This window comes from Glutamicibacter sp. JL.03c (assembly GCF_025854375.1).
GTDB lineage: Bacteria > Actinomycetota > Actinomycetes > Actinomycetales > Micrococcaceae > Glutamicibacter.
Genome location: NZ_CP107575.1, coordinates 1,168,042 through 1,185,183, shown reverse-complemented (window position 1 = coordinate 1,185,183; position 17,142 = coordinate 1,168,042). Strand labels below are relative to the sequence as shown.

The following is a 17,142-nucleotide window of genomic DNA, read 5'->3' as shown; positions in this document are numbered from 1 at the left end:
CTAGCCCCGAACCCGGCGCAGGGTGTCCAGTCCGCGCTCGGTAAACCGGATTTCGGGATCTTCATGCCCGCTTTGTCGCGGATGGGCCAGCCACCAGGCATGGCTGGCTGCCCGCCATGCGTTCAAGTCCGATTCGCTGCCCGAAACCTCAATGGAACCGGCGTCGACCTTGGCCACTGCATCGCCGACCTGCACGCCATAGCCCAGCACCTTGATGGTCGGGTATGGCCGGTACAAGTCAGCGAGCGTGTTGATGAGGTAGTTGGGCCGCTGTTCGACCGGAGCACCCAGGGCTGTCCGCGGCGAATCGACGCCGGTCAGCACCAAGGCGGTAGAGAATCCAGCGCGGAAGCCACCGAGAATGTCGGTATCCAGCCGGTCGCCGACCACCAGCGGGCGATGCGAATCCAATCGATCAGCGGCCCGGGCAAAGAGGTAGGACTCCGGCTTGCCTGCGACCTTGGGTTCGGCACCCGTGGCAAGCTTCACCGCGTTGACCAGTGAGCCGTTGCCCGGGGCAATGCCCTCGGCACGCGGGATGGTCAGATCGGAATTGGTGGCGACCCAGGACGCGCCATTGTTGATGGCGTAGCTGGCTTCCGCGAGGTTCTTCCATGACAGATCGGGGTCAAACCCCTGGATGACTGCTACCGGTTCATCGGCGTGGGACTCGACGACCTCCAGGCCGCGCACCGCGATGCATTCACGCAGGTAGGGGGAACCCACCACCAGGACCTTGGCCCCGGGATTCAGCTCGCGCGCGAGCAACTCGGCGCCAGCGTCCGCTGAACCGAAAACCTGCTCTGCGCTGGTCTTGACTCCGAGCTGGCGCAGGTGCGCTGCGACAGACATCGGTGAACGCCCCGCATTGTTGGTAATGAACGCCAAAGTAACGTTCACTTCCGCAAGGGTGTTCAGCGACTCTACAGCGTCGTCGATGGCGTTGGCGCCAGCGTATACGACCCCGTCGAGATCGGAGAGGACAGAATCAAATCCAGAAATCAGCATTCGGTGGTGGTTCCTACTACTTGTAGTTTTTGGCTGCTACTGCCACAGCTTACTTAGATGATTCGTCCTCTGCGTCAGCTGGCCCGGCCTCCGTGTCGGATTCGGCGATCTCTACTAGGCCGTCTTCCTCGTCGATTCCGCTCTCAGCGACCTCGGCTTCTTCAGCCTTTTCCTCGTCCTGGCCCGATTCAATCAGGTCCTTGGCACGAGGAGCTTCTTCCTCTTCATCCATTTCCGGAGCCAGATCCATGATGAATGATTCGGTTTCCTGCTCGATGCCCAACGCGCGTTCGGCAACCTCGACCTGCTGGTTCCAGCGCTTCGCGTCTTCTGCACGGCCTGCAGCGGACAGCAGGTCAGCATAGGCGGTGAACAATCGAGGGCTGAAGGAGAATGCACGGTTGAAGTTCAACTGCTCTAGCGACTCCAACTCGGCCAATGCTTCGTTCAGCTTGCCCTGGTCGCCGTAGGCGCCGGCAGCGACGATCTGCATTTCGACCTTGACGGCAGCTTCCAGGTTCGCCGACTCCTCAGAGTGCGCCAATTCGATGGCCTTCTCCGGGCGGCCCAGCGCGCGCAGCGAATCAGCGATCAACGGCAGGTTGTAATCGGAACCGGAAATGCGACGGTGGGTCCGCAATTCGCGCAGGGCATCGGCGTACTTGCCAGCGTGGTAGGCAGCAATGCCGACAGCTTCGCGAACCACAGCTACGCGACCGCCACGACGGGATGCTGCCAAGGTGTGCTCGTAGGCCAGCTCTGGATCTTCTTCCAGTAGACGGCCAGCCATGACCAGGTGCTTGGCAACCCAGCTTGCCGAACGCTCTTCGAGGTATCGAAGCTGAGCGCGAGCAACGCGATCCAGCTCCTTGCCAGTGACATCTTCATCGATGTCTGGAGACTGTGAACGATCTGCGCGGTTGGAGATTCGCAGATCGCCTGGGTTGTGAGGACGCGCAGCCTCGGCCCGTGGATCGTCGAAGCGCTGGCCGCGTGCCGGGCGGTCGCCCTTTGAACGGTCATCCTTGCGGAAATTGCCGCGGTCCTCATTGCGCTTGAAACCACCACGGTTGTCGTCACGGTCCTCGCGGAAGCCACCACGGTCTTCATTGCGCTTGAAACCACCACGGTTGTCGTCACGGCGATCGTTGCGGAAACCACCACGGTCTTCATTGCGCTTGAAGCCACCGCGGTTGTCGTCACGGCGATCGTTACGGAAGCCACCGCGGTCTTCGTTGCGCTTGAAGCCGCCACGGTTGTCGTCACGGTCTTGGCGGAAGCCGCCACGGTTGTCATCGCGGCGATCGTTACGGAAGCCACCGCGGTCTTCGTTGCGCTTGAAGCCGCCACGGTTATCGTCACGGCGATCATTGCGGAAGCCACCACGGTCATCATTGCGCTTGAAGCCGCCACGGTCATCATTGTGCTTGAAGCCGCCACGGTTGTCGTCACGGCGATCGTTGCGGAAGCCACCGCGGTCTTCGTTGCGCTTGAAACCACCGCGGTTGTCGTCACGGCGATCGTTACGGAAGCCAGCGCGGTCTTCGTTGCGCTTGAAACCGCCACGGTTGTCGTCACGGTCTTGGCGGAAGCCGCCACGGTTGTCATCGCGGCGATCGTTACGGAAGCCACCGCGGTCTTCGTTGCGCTTGAAGCCACCACGGTCATCATTGCGCTTGAAGCCGCCACGGTTATCGTCACGGCGATCATTGCGGAAGCCACCACGGTCATCATTGCGTTTGAAGCCGCCACGGTTATCGTCACGGCGATCGTTACGGAAGCCACCACGGTCATCATTGCGCTTGAAGCCGCCACGGTTATCTTCGCGACGATCGTTACGGAAGCCACCACGGTCATCGTTGCGCTTGAATTCGCCTCGATCGTCACGGCGCTTGAAGCCATCGCGCGAATTGTTGCGGTTTGAATCTGAGTTCCGGAAGTCGCCTCGCCCGTTATCGGAACTACGGCGGAAATCGTTAGACATTTAATGTCCCCTTCAGCGGCAATCTCAATACCGCAACCTTCGTGATCGCTTGCGCAATGCACTTCACTATTAACTAATCAGCGTGCTCCAAAGGCACGAACAACTACCCTCAAGTCTACGGGAGCAAAGAGCCATACCATAGGGAATAAGGGGCAATGTGGTCAGACACTCAGTTCAATGAACTTTCCAGCCAGATTGATGTTGAAGATTACGGTTACGGGCGGCCGGCGGGCACGCGCCCCTTAAACACGACAAGGGAGCCAGGCCACCAGCCCCAACACCAACACCAACACCAAGCCGGCAACCAGCCCACCACCAAACTACTGGTTAAACAGGTGAGGCCCTGACACACACCGTGTGCCAGGGCCTCAAACCATCATCTCAAGTTAAGTCCGGCGGTGACCTACTCTCCCACACCCTCACGAGTGCAGTACCATCGGCGCAATGGGCCTTAGCTTCCGGGTTCGGTATGGGACCGGGCGTTTCCCCCACGCTATGACCGCCGTAACAATCACGAAGCACACAAACCAACTCATGGTGAACGTGTATTCGGTGCTACCAGCAAGACCACCAAGGGTCCTGCCTCAAACCTCATGTTTTCCGGTAAGAGGTTGTTGTCTCGTAACCGCATAGTGAACGCGAACAGCAATAATAATTGCTAGTAAAATATTGTTTTATTGTGTGTTGAAAGTCATCGGCCTATTAGTACAGGTCAGCTACACAAGTCTTCAGTCCTTGCTTCCACATCCTGCCTATCAACCCAGTGGTCTAGCTGGGGGCCTCACACACACAAGGTGCATGGAAATCTCATCTCGAAGCAGGCTTCCCGCTTAGATGCTTTCAGCGGTTATCCCTTCCCAACGTAGCTAATCAGCGATGCACTTGGCAGTACAACTGACACACCAGAGGTTAGTCCGTCCCGGTCCTCTCGTACTAAGGACAGCCCTTCTCAAATTTCCAACGCGCGCAGCGGATAGGGACCGAACTGTCTCACGACGTTCTAAACCCAGCTCGCGTACCGCTTTAATGGGCGAACAGCCCAACCCTTGGGACCTACTCCAGCCCCAGGATGCGACGAGCCGACATCGAGGTGCCAAACCATGCCGTCGATATGGACTCTTGGGCAAGATCAGCCTGTTATCCCCGAGGTACCTTTTATCCGTTGAGCGACGGCCCTTCCACGAGGTGCCGCCGGATCACTAGTCCCGACTTTCGTCCCTGCTCGAGCTGTCACTCTCACAGTCAAGCTCCCTTGTGCACTTACACTCGACACCTGATTGCCAACCAGGCTGAGGGAACCTTTGGGCGCCTCCGTTACATTTTAGGAGGCAACCGCCCCAGTTAAACTACCCATCAGGCACTGTCCCTGAACCAGATCATGGTCCGAAGTTAGGTGACCGGTACAGCCAGAGTGGTATTTCAACGATGACTCCACCTGAACTAGCGTCCAAGCTTCACAGTCTCCCACCTATCCTACACAAGCTGCACCGAACACCAATACCAAACTATAGTAAAGGTCTCGGGGTCTTTCCGTCCTGCTGCGCGTAACGAGCATCTTTACTCGTACTGCAATTTCGCCGAGTTCATGGTTGAGACAGCGGGGAAGTCGTTACTCCATTCGTGCAGGTCGGAACTTACCCGACAAGGAATTTCGCTACCTTAGGATGGTTATAGTTACCACCGCCGTTTACTGGGGCTTAAATTCTCAGCTTCGCCACAAGGGCTAACCAGTCCTCTTAACCTTCCAGCACCGGGCAGGAGTCAGTCCGTATACATCGTCTTGCGACTTCGCACGGACCTGTGTTTTTAGTAAACAGTCGCTTCCCCCTGGTCTCTGCGGCCCACACCCGCTCAAAGAAGCAAGTTCTCATCACGAGGCAGGCCCCCCTTCTTCCGAAGTTACGGGGGCATTTTGCCGAGTTCCTTAACCATGATTCTCTCGATCGCCTTAGTATTCTCTACCTGATCACCTGTGTCGGTTTGGGGTACGGGCGGACTGGGACCTCGCGCCGATGCTTTTCTAGGCAGCATAGGATCACCGAATCACCCGCCAAAGCGGGCGCCTATCAGGTCTCAGAACATATGAGCGGCGGATTTGCCAACCACTCTTCCTACACCCTTGGACCAGGTCAATTCCATTGCCTGGCTCGGCTACCTTCCTGCGTCACACCTGTTAATACGCTGACCTCACTGCATCGGTTCCCACCACACCACCAGCAACCATTCCCGAAGGAACACATCACCGGATCCGTCATGGTTAGCATCCACAGCTCAGTATGGGCGGTCCTTCGCCGGTACGGGAATATCAACCCGTTATCCATCGACTACGCCTGTCGGCCTCGCCTTAGGCCCCGACTAACCCAGGGCAGATTAGCTTAACCCTGGAACCCTTGATCATTCGGCGGACGGGTTTCCCACCCGTCATTCGCTACTCATGCCTGCATTCTCACTCGTATAGCGTCCACCGCTGGTTTCCACCGCGACTTCACCCGCTATACGACGCTCCCCTACCCATCCAAACACCCAATCGAAACCGGGCAAAAATTTGAATGACGCAACTTCGGCGGTGTGCTTGAGCCCCGCTACATTATCGGCGCGGAATCACTTGACCAGTGAGCTATTACGCACTCTTTCAAGGGTGGCTGCTTCTAAGCCAACCTCCTGGTTGTCACAGCAACTCCACATCCTTTCCCACTTAGCACACGCTTAGGGGCCTTAGTTGGCGTTCTGGGCTGTTTCCCTCTCGACTATGAAGCTTATCCCCCACAGTCTCACTGCTACGCTCTCACTTACCGGCATTCGGAGTTTGGCTAAGGTCAGTAACCTTGTAGGGCCCATCGCCTATCCAGTAGCTCTACCTCCAGCAAGAAACACGTAACGCTGCACCTAAATGCATTTCGGGGAGAACCAGCTATCACGAAGTTTGATTGGCCTTTCACCCCTACCCACAGCTCATCCCCTCCATTTTCAACTGAAGTGGGTTCGGTCCTCCACACGCTCTTACACGCGCTTCAACCTGGCCATGGGTAGATCACTTCGCTTCGGGTCTAGACCGTGCCACTCAAACGCCCTATTCAGACTCGCTTTCGCTACGGCTACCCCACACGGGTTAACCTCGCGACACAGCACTAACTCGCAGGCTCATTCTTCAAAAGGCACGCCATCACCCAGGAACAAGTCCCAGGCCCTGACGGATTGTAAGCGCACGGTTTCAGGTACTATTTCACTCCCCTCCCGGGGTACTTTTCACCATTCCCTCACGGTACTGATTCACTATCGGTCATCAAGTAGTATTCAGGCTTACCAGGTGGTCCTGGCAGATTCACACAAGGTTTCACGGGCCCCGTGCTACTCGGGTATCAACACTAGAACGGCAGACACGCATTACACCTACGGGACTATCACCCTCTATGGTCCGGCATTCCAACCGATTCACCTATACGCCTGCACCTCATCCCGCCAGCAAGATAGCACTGGCACATGTCAACCCCACAACCCCGATGATGCAACGCCTATCCGCTATCACACACCAACCGGTTTAGCCCCATCCGCGTTCGCTCGCCACTACTAACGGAATCACTATTGTTTTCTCTTCCTGCGGGTACTGAGATGTTTCACTTCCCCGCGTTCCCTCCACACAGCCTATACATTCAGCTGCAGGTCACACCACATAACATGGTGCGGGGTTCCCCCATTCGGAAATCCTGGCCTCAACGTCCGGTTATCGACTCCACCAGGCTTATCGCAGATTCCCACGTCCTTCATCGGCTCTTGATGCCAAGGCATCCACCGTGCGCCCTTAAAAACTTCAACACAACATCAAAGTCTCAAAAGTATGAGCAATAAAACAATCTAACAAAATCACGCAGACAAGACTCAAACACCAGGCAACCCCAGGAAAAGGGCCACCCGACTCATCTCATCCGCAAGATGCTCGCGTTCACTATACAGTTCCCAAACAACAACCCCGCACCCCCGCAACCACACCACCGGCAAAGGCAGCACGACCACGGCAAACACAGGACAAACACCGAAACACCAAGAACCCCACACCACAACAACAACCCCCACAAAAAAGGGGCCATCACCGCGGCCTGGAGGCTTGTTGCCTCAAAACCCAACAGCATGCCAAACCATACAAACCACACAACACCACCACCGCTTTTCCAACACCACAACAACCCCGAAAGATCATCATGCTGCGTACTCACCAGCAACAACACCATGCAGCCACAGCCAGTACCCCACACACACCACACAACCCCACAAAGGATCGAACAGCATGCATGCCTTCCAGTACTGAGTCCATTGATATTCCACCCATGAGCAACCCACCCGCACCACACTCGGGCACAGACATGGGCAACCAAAAATGGTTAGCTCCTTAGAAAGGAGGTGATCCAGCCGCACCTTCCGGTACGGCTACCTTGTTACGACTTAGTCCCAATCGCCAGTCCCACCTTCGACGACTCCCCCCACACAAGGTGGTTAGGCCATCGGCTTCGGGTGTTACCAACTTTCGTGACTTGACGGGCGGTGTGTACAAGGCCCGGGAACGTATTCACCGCAGCGTTGCTGATCTGCGATTACTAGCGACTCCGACTTCATGGGGTCGAGTTGCAGACCCCAATCCGAACTGAGACCGGCTTTTAGGGATTAGCTCCACCTCACAGTATCGCAACCCATTGTACCGGCCATTGTAGCATGCGTGAAGCCCAAGACATAAGGGGCATGATGATTTGACGTCATCCCCACCTTCCTCCGAGTTGACCCCGGCAGTCTCCCATGAGTCCCCACCACTACGTGCTGGCAACATGGAACGAGGGTTGCGCTCGTTGCGGGACTTAACCCAACATCTCACGACACGAGCTGACGACAACCATGCACCACCTGTGAACCAGCCCCGAAGGGAAACCCCATCTCTGGAGCGGTCTGGCACATGTCAAGCCTTGGTAAGGTTCTTCGCGTTGCATCGAATTAATCCGCATGCTCCGCCGCTTGTGCGGGCCCCCGTCAATTCCTTTGAGTTTTAGCCTTGCGGCCGTACTCCCCAGGCGGGGCACTTAATGCGTTAGCTACGGCGCGGAAAACGTGGAATGTCCCCCACACCTAGTGCCCAACGTTTACGGCATGGACTACCAGGGTATCTAATCCTGTTCGCTCCCCATGCTTTCGCTCCTCAGCGTCAGTAAATGCCCAGAGACCTGCCTTCGCCATCGGTGTTCCTCCTGATATCTGCGCATTTCACCGCTACACCAGGAATTCCAGTCTCCCCTACATCACTCTAGTCTGCCCGTACCCACCGCAGATCCGAGGTTGAGCCTCGGACTTTCACGGCAGACGCGACAAACCGCCTACGAGCTCTTTACGCCCAATAAATCCGGATAACGCTTGCGCCCTACGTATTACCGCGGCTGCTGGCACGTAGTTAGCCGGCGCTTCTTCTGCAGGTACCGTCACTTTCGCTTCTTCCCTACTGAAAGAGGTTTACAACCCGAAGGCCGTCATCCCTCACGCGGCGTCGCTGCATCAGGCTTCCGCCCATTGTGCAATATTCCCCACTGCTGCCTCCCGTAGGAGTCTGGGCCGTGTCTCAGTCCCAGTGTGGCCGGTCACCCTCTCAGGCCGGCTACCCGTCGTCGCCTTGGTGAGCCATTACCTCACCAACAAGCTGATAGGCCGCGAGTCCATCCCCCACCGATAAATCTTTCAACAACCCACCATGCAGTAGGAAGTCATATCCGGTATTAGACCCAGTTTCCCGGGCTTATCCCAGAGTCGGGGGCAGGTTACTCACGTGTTACTCACCCGTTCGCCACTAATCCACCCTGCAAGCAGGGCTTCATCGTTCGACTTGCATGTGTTAAGCACGCCGCCAGCGTTCATCCTGAGCCAGGATCAAACTCTCCATAAAAAACAAAAAGCCACCGAAACCCCTCGGAAAATAAGGGAGAATCAATGAAAAAATCCTGGCGAATAAAAAACACTCAAGAACACTGCACGGGGGTGCAATGCCTCAAGCAAATGTTATGTATTCACCAAATAAAATAATTCGGTATCAACAAACTTGGCACACTATTGAGTTCTCAAACAACAAACACTCTCGACACCACAACCACCACAACACGGTGACTGCTTCGCTCCGGAGCAACTTTTCAAGCTTACCACCAAGTCAACCAAAGTCAACTCGATGTTTTCCGCTTGTTCACCCCGCTGCTTCTTCCGGGCTCTTTCGGCCCGTCCGGATCAGCGGCGCGAGATAAAACTTTACACGGGTTCCCACCAGACGCAAAATCGGCAAACAAGTCGCATGCGTGCGCGCATTTGCTGCTTGACTTGGGGTTTCCTTCGGCGAGTACAACAAAACCACCAAAAAAGTGTGCTGCTTCACAACATTTTTTGGTGGTTTCGTGTAGTGCGTCGGTTTTCAGGCCTACTGGGCCAGTTCGATCACTGCCATATTCTTCTTACCGCGACGCACGATGGCGTATCGGCCATGCAGGAAATCAGACTCGCTGAGTAAAGTGTCGATACCCTCGACCTTTTCGTTATTGACGTAGGCGCCGCCCTCGTTTACCGTGCGCCGGGCCTCGGACTGCGACTTGCTCAGTCCGGAAGCCTGCAAAACGTTCAGGATTCCTAGATCTTCTGCAGACACCTTGGCGGTTGGCAGTTCAGCAATCACCGATTCCAACGTAGAAAGGTCGATCGCGCTCAGATCGCCATTGCCGAATACCGCAGCCGAAGCGGCGATAACCTGCTCGGTTGCCTGCTCACCGTGAACCAGCGCGGTGACTTCCCAAGCCAAGGTGCGCTGGGCGACACGCTTGAATGGGCTCTCGGCTACCTCGATCTCCAGCTGCGCGATCTGTTCGCGGGTCAAGAAGGTGAACACCTTCAAGCGGTCGATCACGTCGGCGTCGGCAGTGTTCAGCCAGAACTGGTAGAAGGTGTACGGGCTGCACATGTCGGCATCCAGCCAGATGGCATTTCCTTCGGACTTGCCGAACTTGGTGCCATCCGAATTGGTGATCAGCGGGGTGCCGTAGGCGTGCACCGAATTGCCCTGGACCTTGCGGATCAGGTCGGCGCCGCTGGTCAGGTTGCCCCACTGGTCCGAACCGCCGGTTTGCAGGGTGCAGCCGTACTGGCGGTTCAGCTCCAGGAAGTCGTAGCCCTGCAGCACCTGGTAGGAGAACTCCGTGTAGCTGATGCCTTCGTCCGAGTTCAGGCGCGCGGCGACAATCTCCTTCTTGACCATGGTGCCCACGCGGAAGTACTTGCCCACATCGCGAAGGAAGTCCAGCGCGGACAATTGCTGGGTCCAATCCAGGTTGTTGACCAGGCGCACCGCGTTCTGCCCCTCAGCCGAAAGGAAACGCGAAACCTGGGCCTGCAGCTTGGAGACCCATTCGTTGACGGTCTCCTTGGTGTTCAAGGTGCGCTCGGCGGTCTGGCGCGGATCGCCGATCAAGCCGGTGGAACCGCCGACCAGGGCCAGGGGCTTGTGGCCGGCCAACTGGAGTCGGCGCATATTCAGCAGCTGCACCAGGTTGCCCAGGTGCAGGGAAGGTGCGGTGGGGTCGAACCCGCAATAGTAGGTCACAGTCTCTTCAGACAGGGCTCGCTCCAGCTCGGTTTCGTCGGTGGAAACGTGCACCAGGCCGCGCCACTTCAGTTCCTGCCAGACGTTCTCGAAAGATGCGTCGTTGCTCTGTCCCGCAATGACGGGATTCTGCTTGGTATCAGACATGCTCACTGTGACCATTTTCTGTCTTCGTTCTGCCCCTGGCGCGCGCAATAAATTCACGCGCTGATGCTTTGGCGCCGTGAGTCGGGGTTGCCTTCCCGGCGCGCAGGTTCCAGATTATCGCTTGGCCATGGACAAGTGCCAGTTGGGCCTCTTCGCCCTTGGTCACATCCGGCCAGGCTTAGCCCAGGCCCTGCGGCAGCGGCTGGCTGTGGACCACATGCAAGCGCTGGGTCGTACGGGTCATGGCCACATACAAATCGCCCACGCCGCCATCGACCTCCGCCACCAGCTGCGCCGGTTCGAGAATCAGCACGCCGTCGAATTCCAGGCCCTTGGACTCCCGGGCGGAAATCACCACGATGTCCTGGCTCAAGCCGCCCGATCCGGACCCCACGCGATCGCCATAGACCTCTGCCACCGCCGAGCGGACCCGCGGAAGATCCTGCTGCGGGACGATCACCGCTTGCAAGCCACCAGCCGAATGCTCCAGTTCCTGATCGAGCGCTGACAGCAGGGCCGCATCGATATTCTCCTGTGCGGCGCTGGTCATCACCGGCGGCCAATCGCCCTCGCGTACCGCCCGAGGGGTGGTGATGCGCAGCCCCGCAGCCTGGGCGACCCGCGCCGCGGCATCGGCGATCTGGGCCGGGGTGCGGTAGTTCACCGTCAGCTCTTCAAGCTCAAAACGCTCCCCGAAGAATGGTTCCAGGGCCTGCGACCAGCTGCTGGCGCCCGATGCGGCCGAAGTCTGCGCGATATCACCGACAATGGTGAAGGACTTCATCGGGCAGCGACGCACCAGCAGGCGCCACTGCATCGGTGATAGCTCCTGGGCCTCGTCAACAACGATGTGGCCATAGGCCCAGGTGCGATCGGCGACCGCCCGTTCTGCGGCGGTGAGCTTCGCAGCGGTTTCCTGGTTCACCCCGGCCACCTGCTCGGCGGTGATCACCCCATCGATGCCGGCGTTCTCCAGCATGGTGTGCATATTGCGCAATGCCGCCTTGGCATTTTCGACATCCGCTTCGTATTGGGCGGTATGGGCTGCGGCATTCGGGTCGGCGAACTCGCCCAGCAGCTGGGCTGCCTCATCGAGCAGCGGCACATCGGCCTCGGTGAACGGTGCGCCGGCCCGGCGGTAGAGCGCGTCGCGCTCGGCTTCCTTCAAATGCGGCGCGGCGGCTGCCAGCAGGTGCGGCTTGGCGAAAAGCTCGGCGACCAGCTGCTGCGGGCTCATGGGCATCCAGCACAGGTTCAGCAGCACGCGCACATCCTGGGATTCGCGGACTTCCTGCGGCAGGTAGGAACGATCGGTGGTCGAAGACTGGCCTGCGGATTCCTCCAGCTTGCGGCGCAGCTGCTCCGCCAGGTCTCCGACGAGGACCTTCACGAAGGTTTCGCGGGCCTCGTTGTAGGGCTTGTGCGCATGGCGGGCGCGCTCCCGGGCGTTCTTGACCATCTTGGGGGTGAGCGTCAGGCGCGTGCCCTCAACCACCACGGTGCGATCATCCGGGATCAAACGCTGGCGGTTGCGCACTGCGTTGGCGATGACCTTGGCCATGGACAGCTGGCCCTTGAGCCGGGCCACAGTGCGATTGGATTCCGGCACGGCATGCACCCCGTGGTAGAGATCGCCCACCGAGGACATCACCACGCCGGTTTCGCCCAGCGACGGGAGCACGCGCTCGATGTAGCGCATGAAGGAGTTGGAAGGGCCGACGATCAGCACGCCGGCGTTCTTCAGCCGTTCGCGGTACTCGTAGAGCAGGAAGGCGGCGCGGTGCAGGGCGACCGCGGTCTTGCCGGTGCCCGGACCGCCCTGGACCACCACCGCACCTGGAAGTTCGGCACGGATGATCGCATCCTGCTCGGCTTGGATGGTGCCGACGATATCGCCCATGCGGCCCGTGCGCTTTTCCCGCAGGGCAGCCATCAGGGCGCCCTCGCCATGATGGGTGTGGCCCTCGTCGAGCCAAGTCTCATCGAGCACGTCGTCTTCGATGCCGGCAACCGAACGGCCCTTGAGCATCAAGTGGCGGCGACGGCGCACCCCGCGCGGATTCAGCGCGGTGGCCTGGTAGAACGGGGCGGCCTCGGTGGCCCGCCAGTCGATCATCAGCCGGTTCAGGTCCTCGTCGGACAAGCCGATGCGCCCGATGTAGCGTGGTCCCTGCTCCTGGTCCTTGCCGGCCATGTCGAGACGGCCGAACACCAGCCGGTCCTGGACCGCATCCAATTGGGCAATCCGGTCCTCATACAAGGTGGCGAAGGAATCGCGCTCGGACATGTTCTGGAAGGTTCCCACGGCGCCTTGGGCCCGGGTGCGCTCCAGCTGCTCGACCTTTTCTGCGCGCAGCTCATCGAGCCGCTGGTACAAGCGCCCGACATACTCGGATTCAGCCAACAAGTCGCGTTCGATCGTCTCGGTCACCCTGGTCCCCCTCGCGCTCACAATCTGCTCCTGCGCAAAATCACAGGACAGACAATGATACGCGCCTTTGACCGTGCCGAGGTAATCCTCCGGTTGCCGGACCCCGCGTCCCGGGGCTGGCCGTGCCCGTTGTTCGCCAGCGGCGTGAAACACTGCGCACTATTACCGCGCGGGCAACGCGATCCGCGGCAAATTTCAGGAGTGGACGACCTGCAGGCAGTGCACGCGATGCCCTTCGAGCTTTCCGCGGCCATCAAGCCCGTCAAGCTCCAGAACCACGCCGACCCCGGCCACCACGGCGCCGGTTTTCTCGATCAAGCGCACCGAGGAGCCGACCGTGCCGCCGGTGGCAAGCACGTCGTCGAGGATCAGCACTCGCGTGTCCGGGGCGATCTCGTTCTTGTGCACTTCCAGGCAGCTGGTCCCGTACTCCAGGGTGTACTCATCCCGGTACACCTCGCGCGGCAGCTTGCCGGCCTTGCGGATGGTGAGCATGCCCTTGCCCGAAGCGTAGGCCGCGGCCGCGGCCAGCACGAAGCCGCGGGCTTCCAGGCCGGCGACAATGTCGAATTGCCCTTCAAAGGGGGCGATCAATTCGTCAACCATGCGGCGCAGGCCCACCGGATCGGCGAAGACCGGGGTCAGGTCCTTGAAGGAGATCCCGGGCTGCGGATAGTCGGGGACGATCTTGCTCAGTCGGTCCAGCAGGTCGCTAATGCTCTCAGAAGTACTCACGCCTAGCAATTTTAGTCCTTTTGACCGCCTGATGATGCGCCAGCGTGCATAATCATGAGCACACTTTGGGTGCAGGCCATGCACGCGGGAGGTTAACGTGGCATCAATCGGTCGCTGGGCCACGGCAGCAATTGCGGGTCGGCGGCCCCATCGGCAGCCGCAGTCACGCGGATCGATCCGGGGATCCCCCGCCCGGCAAGCCAGGCCGCCAACTCGAAATCCGTACCCGACAAGACCCACGACTTCTCGCCTTGGCCCAAGACAGTGCGGGTTTTTCCATGTGGTTGCAGAACCAGCCGGGTCCCTCGCGGCACGCGGGCTTCCAGGGCGCGGAAGAGATGGGCGCAAAATTCGGCCGGCCAGGAAGCTGGCGGACGCGCCATCTGGTCGAGGTCCGTGGCGTGGATCAGCATTTCCCGCCACGTGGCATACATCATGTCGGCGGCCTTCGCGCCGGGGCGGTAGCCGACGGCTGCTTCCCAATTAGCCGCGGCGGCGGGCAGCGAAGCCCGCAGCTTCGCCAGCGCGTCGAGGACAAGTGCCTGCAGCGACTGAGGCCGCATCAATGCGGTCATGTTGATCGCCTCGATCCGCCCCTCGGCTCCCCCGTCGTACATGGGCGGCAGATTAGCAGCGCCTGCGTTCTCGAACTGGCGTACCGCCGCCTTGGCAAGGGATGCCAGATGCGCGATCAGCTGGGCGGTGCTCCACCCCGGCAGTGAACTGGGCTTGGAGTATTCGGTCAGCGGGACCCGGCGCAGCTGTTCGGACAGCTCGTCCAATGCGGTGGTGACTTGCGCGATCAGCTGCGCCGGAGCCAGAAGTTGTGCCATAGCACACACTTTAGCGCGGATGTCCGGTTAACGCGCAAGCGGCCGCCGCGCTGATTCTTCCGCGCGGCGGCCGCTAAGGCAGGCAGATTTGAAGCCAGATGGCTATCTGGCCCAGAAGCCTACTGCGCCCACGCCTTGATGTCGGCAAGCTGGCGTTCGAATTCCACCAGCTGGGCAGCGACGGCACTCGGGGCGGTGCCGCCCTGGCCGTTGCGCGCATTCAGCGAACCTTCGGTGGACAGCACTTCGCGGACCTGCGGAGTCAGGTGCTCGGAAATGCCGGCGTATTCCTCGTCGGTCAGATCCCACAGCTCCACCCCGCGCGATTCAGCCAGCTGCACGGCCGCGCCGGATAGTTCGTGCGCGTCGCGGAATGGAACACCCTGGCGAACCAGCCATTCGGCGATGTCGGTGGCCAAGGCGAAGCCCTGCGGAGCCAGCTGCGCCATGCGCTCGGTATTAAAAGTCAGCGTGCCCATCATGCCGGCAACCGCCGGCAACAGGATCTCCAAGGTGTCAGCGGCGTCGAAGACCGGCTCCTTGTCCTCCTGCAGATCGCGGTTGTAGGCCAACGGCAGCGCCTTGAGTGTGGCCAGCAGGCCGGTCAGGTCGCCGATCAAGCGGCCCGCTTTGCCACGGGCCAGCTCGGCGATGTCCGGATTCTTCTTCTGCGGCATGATCGAGGAACCGGTGGAGAAGGAATCGTGCAGCTTCACGAAGCTGAATTCCTTGGTGGCCCAGAGGATCACTTCCTCCGAGACGCGCGAGAGGTCCACGCCGATCATCGCGGCGATCCAGGAGAATTCTGCGAACACGTCGCGGGCGGCGGTGCCGTCGATCGAGTTGTGCACCGCGGAGTCGAAGCCCAGCTCAGCGGCGACGAAGTTCGGGTCCAGGCCCAAGGTCTGGCCGGCCAGGGCGCCGGAGCCATAAGGGGAAATCGCGGCGCGCTTATCCCAGTCGATCAGGCGCTGCACGTCGCGCAGCAGTGGCCAGGAGTAGGCCAGCAGAAGGTGCGAGAGCAGGATCGGCTGGGCATGCTGCAGGTGGGTGCGCCCTGGCATGGGCGCGTATGGGTGCGCCTTGACCTGTTCGAGCATGGCGTCGAGGGTGTCGATCACGCCGCGGGCGATGATGCGAGCGTGATCTCGCAGGAACATGCGGCCCAAGGTGGCGATCTGGTCGTTGCGGGAACGGCCGGCGCGCAGCTTGCCTCCAAGCTGGGTGCCAGCGCGTTCGAGCAATCCGCGTTCGAGCGAGCCATGGACGTCTTCGTCGCTTTCCGCTGCGACATAGGCTTCGGATTTCACGTCGGCTTCCAGCTGGTCCAGGGCCGCGATCATGTCGGTGAGTTCGGCGTCGGTGAGCAGGCCAGCGCGGTTCAGGACCTTGGCGTGGGCTCGGGAACCGGCAATATCGTAGCTGGCCAGGCGCCAGTCGAAGTGGGTTGACTTGCTCAGCGCAGCCATTGCGTCCGCGGGGCCGCCGGAGAAGCGACCGCCCCAGAGCGATCCTTCATTTGTTGACGAGGCCATGGCCTGTTCCTTTCTGCCGGTGAAAATTTGCACTGCACCCTACTCTAGCAAAGGTTTATGCAATGTTGCTCATAAATATTCATTGTTGTGTCGATTCATGCATTTCCGCGTCACAAGCCCAGGGCAAGCGACCCGCGGGAAACTCGAAGATTAACCTCTTCCAGTCCACGGCGCCCGGGCGTATGGTGTTGCCATAACCGAATCGGAACTATCTTCGGAGGTACGAAATGGAAATCCAGTTGTACCGTGGTGACATCACCACCCTGCACGTAGATGCCATTGTGAACGCTGCCAATCCTTCACTTTTAGGTGGCGGCGGTGTTGATGGAGCGATTCATGAAGCCGCCGGTCCCAGCCTGCTGGCCGCATGCCGGGAAGTCCGCGCGCAGCGCTATCCGGACGGAATCCCATCGGGCATTGCCGTAGCAACGAAAGCCGGCGAGCTCGACGCAAAGTGGGTCATCCATACGGCTGCGCCAAATCTAGCGCTGATCAAGCCAAACCCAAAAATTTTGAGCGACTGCTTTGTGAATTCGCTCTACGTAGCCGCTCGCCACGATGCCCACTCGATCGCCTTCCCCGCCGTTGGCGCGGGCGCTTTCGGCTGGGACCCACAGCAGGTGGCCGATATTGCCCGCGAAGCGATCGACCGGTGGATCGAGACCAACAAGCACATTTCGCCGATTCACAAGATCGTCATGGTGGCGCATACCAACGAGGTCCAGGCTGCCTTTGAAAAGGCCTTCAACCTCGACGCTGTTCAGGACATCGCCGCTTAATCAGACGAGACCAGAACGCATGAGTCTGCCGCGCCCGTAATTACGGGCGCGGCAGACTCATGCCCTGGCTGGGGACAGCTGGGC

Annotated in this window: 8 protein-coding genes and 3 rRNA genes; 1 reads left to right on the top strand and 10 read right to left on the bottom strand. The window is 59.6% G+C overall.

Going from position 1 to position 17,142, the window contains the following annotated elements:
* The 10 genes from OF385_RS05455 to argH all read right to left on the bottom strand — a co-directional run bounded on the left by OF385_RS05455 (position 1) and on the right by argH (position 16,279).
* On the bottom strand, positions 1-1,008 hold the full coding sequence (locus tag OF385_RS05455; RefSeq protein ID WP_264277343.1) for an HAD-IIA family hydrolase: 1,008 nt from the start codon (positions 1,006-1,008) through the stop codon (positions 1-3).
* A 49-nt stretch (positions 1,009-1,057) separates the two neighbouring features.
* Positions 1,058-2,992 carry a hypothetical protein gene (locus tag OF385_RS05450; protein ID WP_264277342.1) on the bottom strand — a complete coding sequence of 645 codons (1,935 nt, stop codon included), beginning with the start codon at positions 2,990-2,992 and terminating at the stop codon, positions 1,058-1,060.
* 390 nt (positions 2,993-3,382) lie between these two features.
* A 5S ribosomal RNA gene (rrf, locus tag OF385_RS05445) occupies positions 3,383-3,499 on the bottom strand.
* Positions 3,500-3,673: 174 nt separating this feature from the next.
* Positions 3,674-6,805, bottom strand: a 23S ribosomal RNA gene (locus tag OF385_RS05440).
* A 575-nt stretch (positions 6,806-7,380) separates the two neighbouring features.
* Positions 7,381-8,906 (bottom strand): 16S ribosomal RNA (locus tag OF385_RS05435).
* Together the 16S, 23S and 5S rRNA genes form the textbook arrangement of a ribosomal RNA operon.
* Before the next feature lie 519 nt (positions 8,907-9,425).
* Entirely contained in the window at positions 9,426-10,745 is a 1,320-nt protein-coding gene (gene tyrS, locus OF385_RS05430) for a tyrosine--tRNA ligase (protein ID WP_264277866.1), read from the bottom strand.
* Positions 10,746-10,923: 178 nt separating this feature from the next.
* Entirely contained in the window at positions 10,924-13,176 is a 2,253-nt protein-coding gene (locus OF385_RS05425; protein ID WP_264277341.1) for a HelD family protein, read from the bottom strand.
* Positions 13,177-13,371: 195 nt separating this feature from the next.
* Complete coding sequence (locus OF385_RS05420; RefSeq protein WP_264277340.1) at positions 13,372-13,920, bottom strand: adenine phosphoribosyltransferase; 549 nt, start codon at positions 13,918-13,920, stop codon at positions 13,372-13,374.
* An 83-nt stretch (positions 13,921-14,003) separates the two neighbouring features.
* Positions 14,004-14,744, bottom strand: a complete 741-nt coding sequence (locus OF385_RS05415; protein WP_264277339.1) for a maleylpyruvate isomerase family mycothiol-dependent enzyme — start codon at positions 14,742-14,744, stop codon at positions 14,004-14,006.
* A gap of 119 nt (positions 14,745-14,863) precedes the next feature.
* The gene (gene argH / locus OF385_RS05410) at positions 14,864-16,279 is read right to left on the bottom strand and encodes an argininosuccinate lyase (RefSeq protein WP_264277338.1); all 1,416 of its coding nucleotides are present in this window, start codon (positions 16,277-16,279) and stop codon (positions 14,864-14,866) included.
* A gap of 227 nt (positions 16,280-16,506) precedes the next feature.
* Between argH and OF385_RS05405 the strand changes: the two genes are divergently transcribed.
* Positions 16,507-17,058 carry a macro domain-containing protein gene (locus OF385_RS05405; RefSeq protein WP_264277337.1) on the top strand — a complete coding sequence of 184 codons (552 nt, stop codon included), beginning with the start codon at positions 16,507-16,509 and terminating at the stop codon, positions 17,056-17,058.
* The last annotated feature ends 84 nt before the right edge of the window (positions 17,059-17,142 follow it).

Excerpts from the sequence above, each read along its gene's own strand:
- OF385_RS05455 (WP_264277343.1), bottom strand. The coding sequence starts at position 1,008 with ATGCTGATTTCTGGATTTGATTCTGTCCTCTCCGATCTCGACGGGGTC.
- OF385_RS05450 (WP_264277342.1), bottom strand. The coding sequence starts at position 2,992 with ATGTCTAACGATTTCCGCCGTAGTTCCGATAACGGGCGAGGCGACTTC.
- tyrS (WP_264277866.1), bottom strand. The coding sequence starts at position 10,745 with ATGTCTGATACCAAGCAGAATCCCGTCATTGCGGGACAGAGCAACGAC.
- OF385_RS05415 (WP_264277339.1), bottom strand. The coding sequence starts at position 14,744 with ATGGCACAACTTCTGGCTCCGGCGCAGCTGATCGCGCAAGTCACCACC.
- argH (WP_264277338.1), bottom strand. The coding sequence starts at position 16,279 with ATGGCCTCGTCAACAAATGAAGGATCGCTCTGGGGCGGTCGCTTCTCC.
- OF385_RS05405 (WP_264277337.1), top strand. The coding sequence starts at position 16,507 with ATGGAAATCCAGTTGTACCGTGGTGACATCACCACCCTGCACGTAGAT.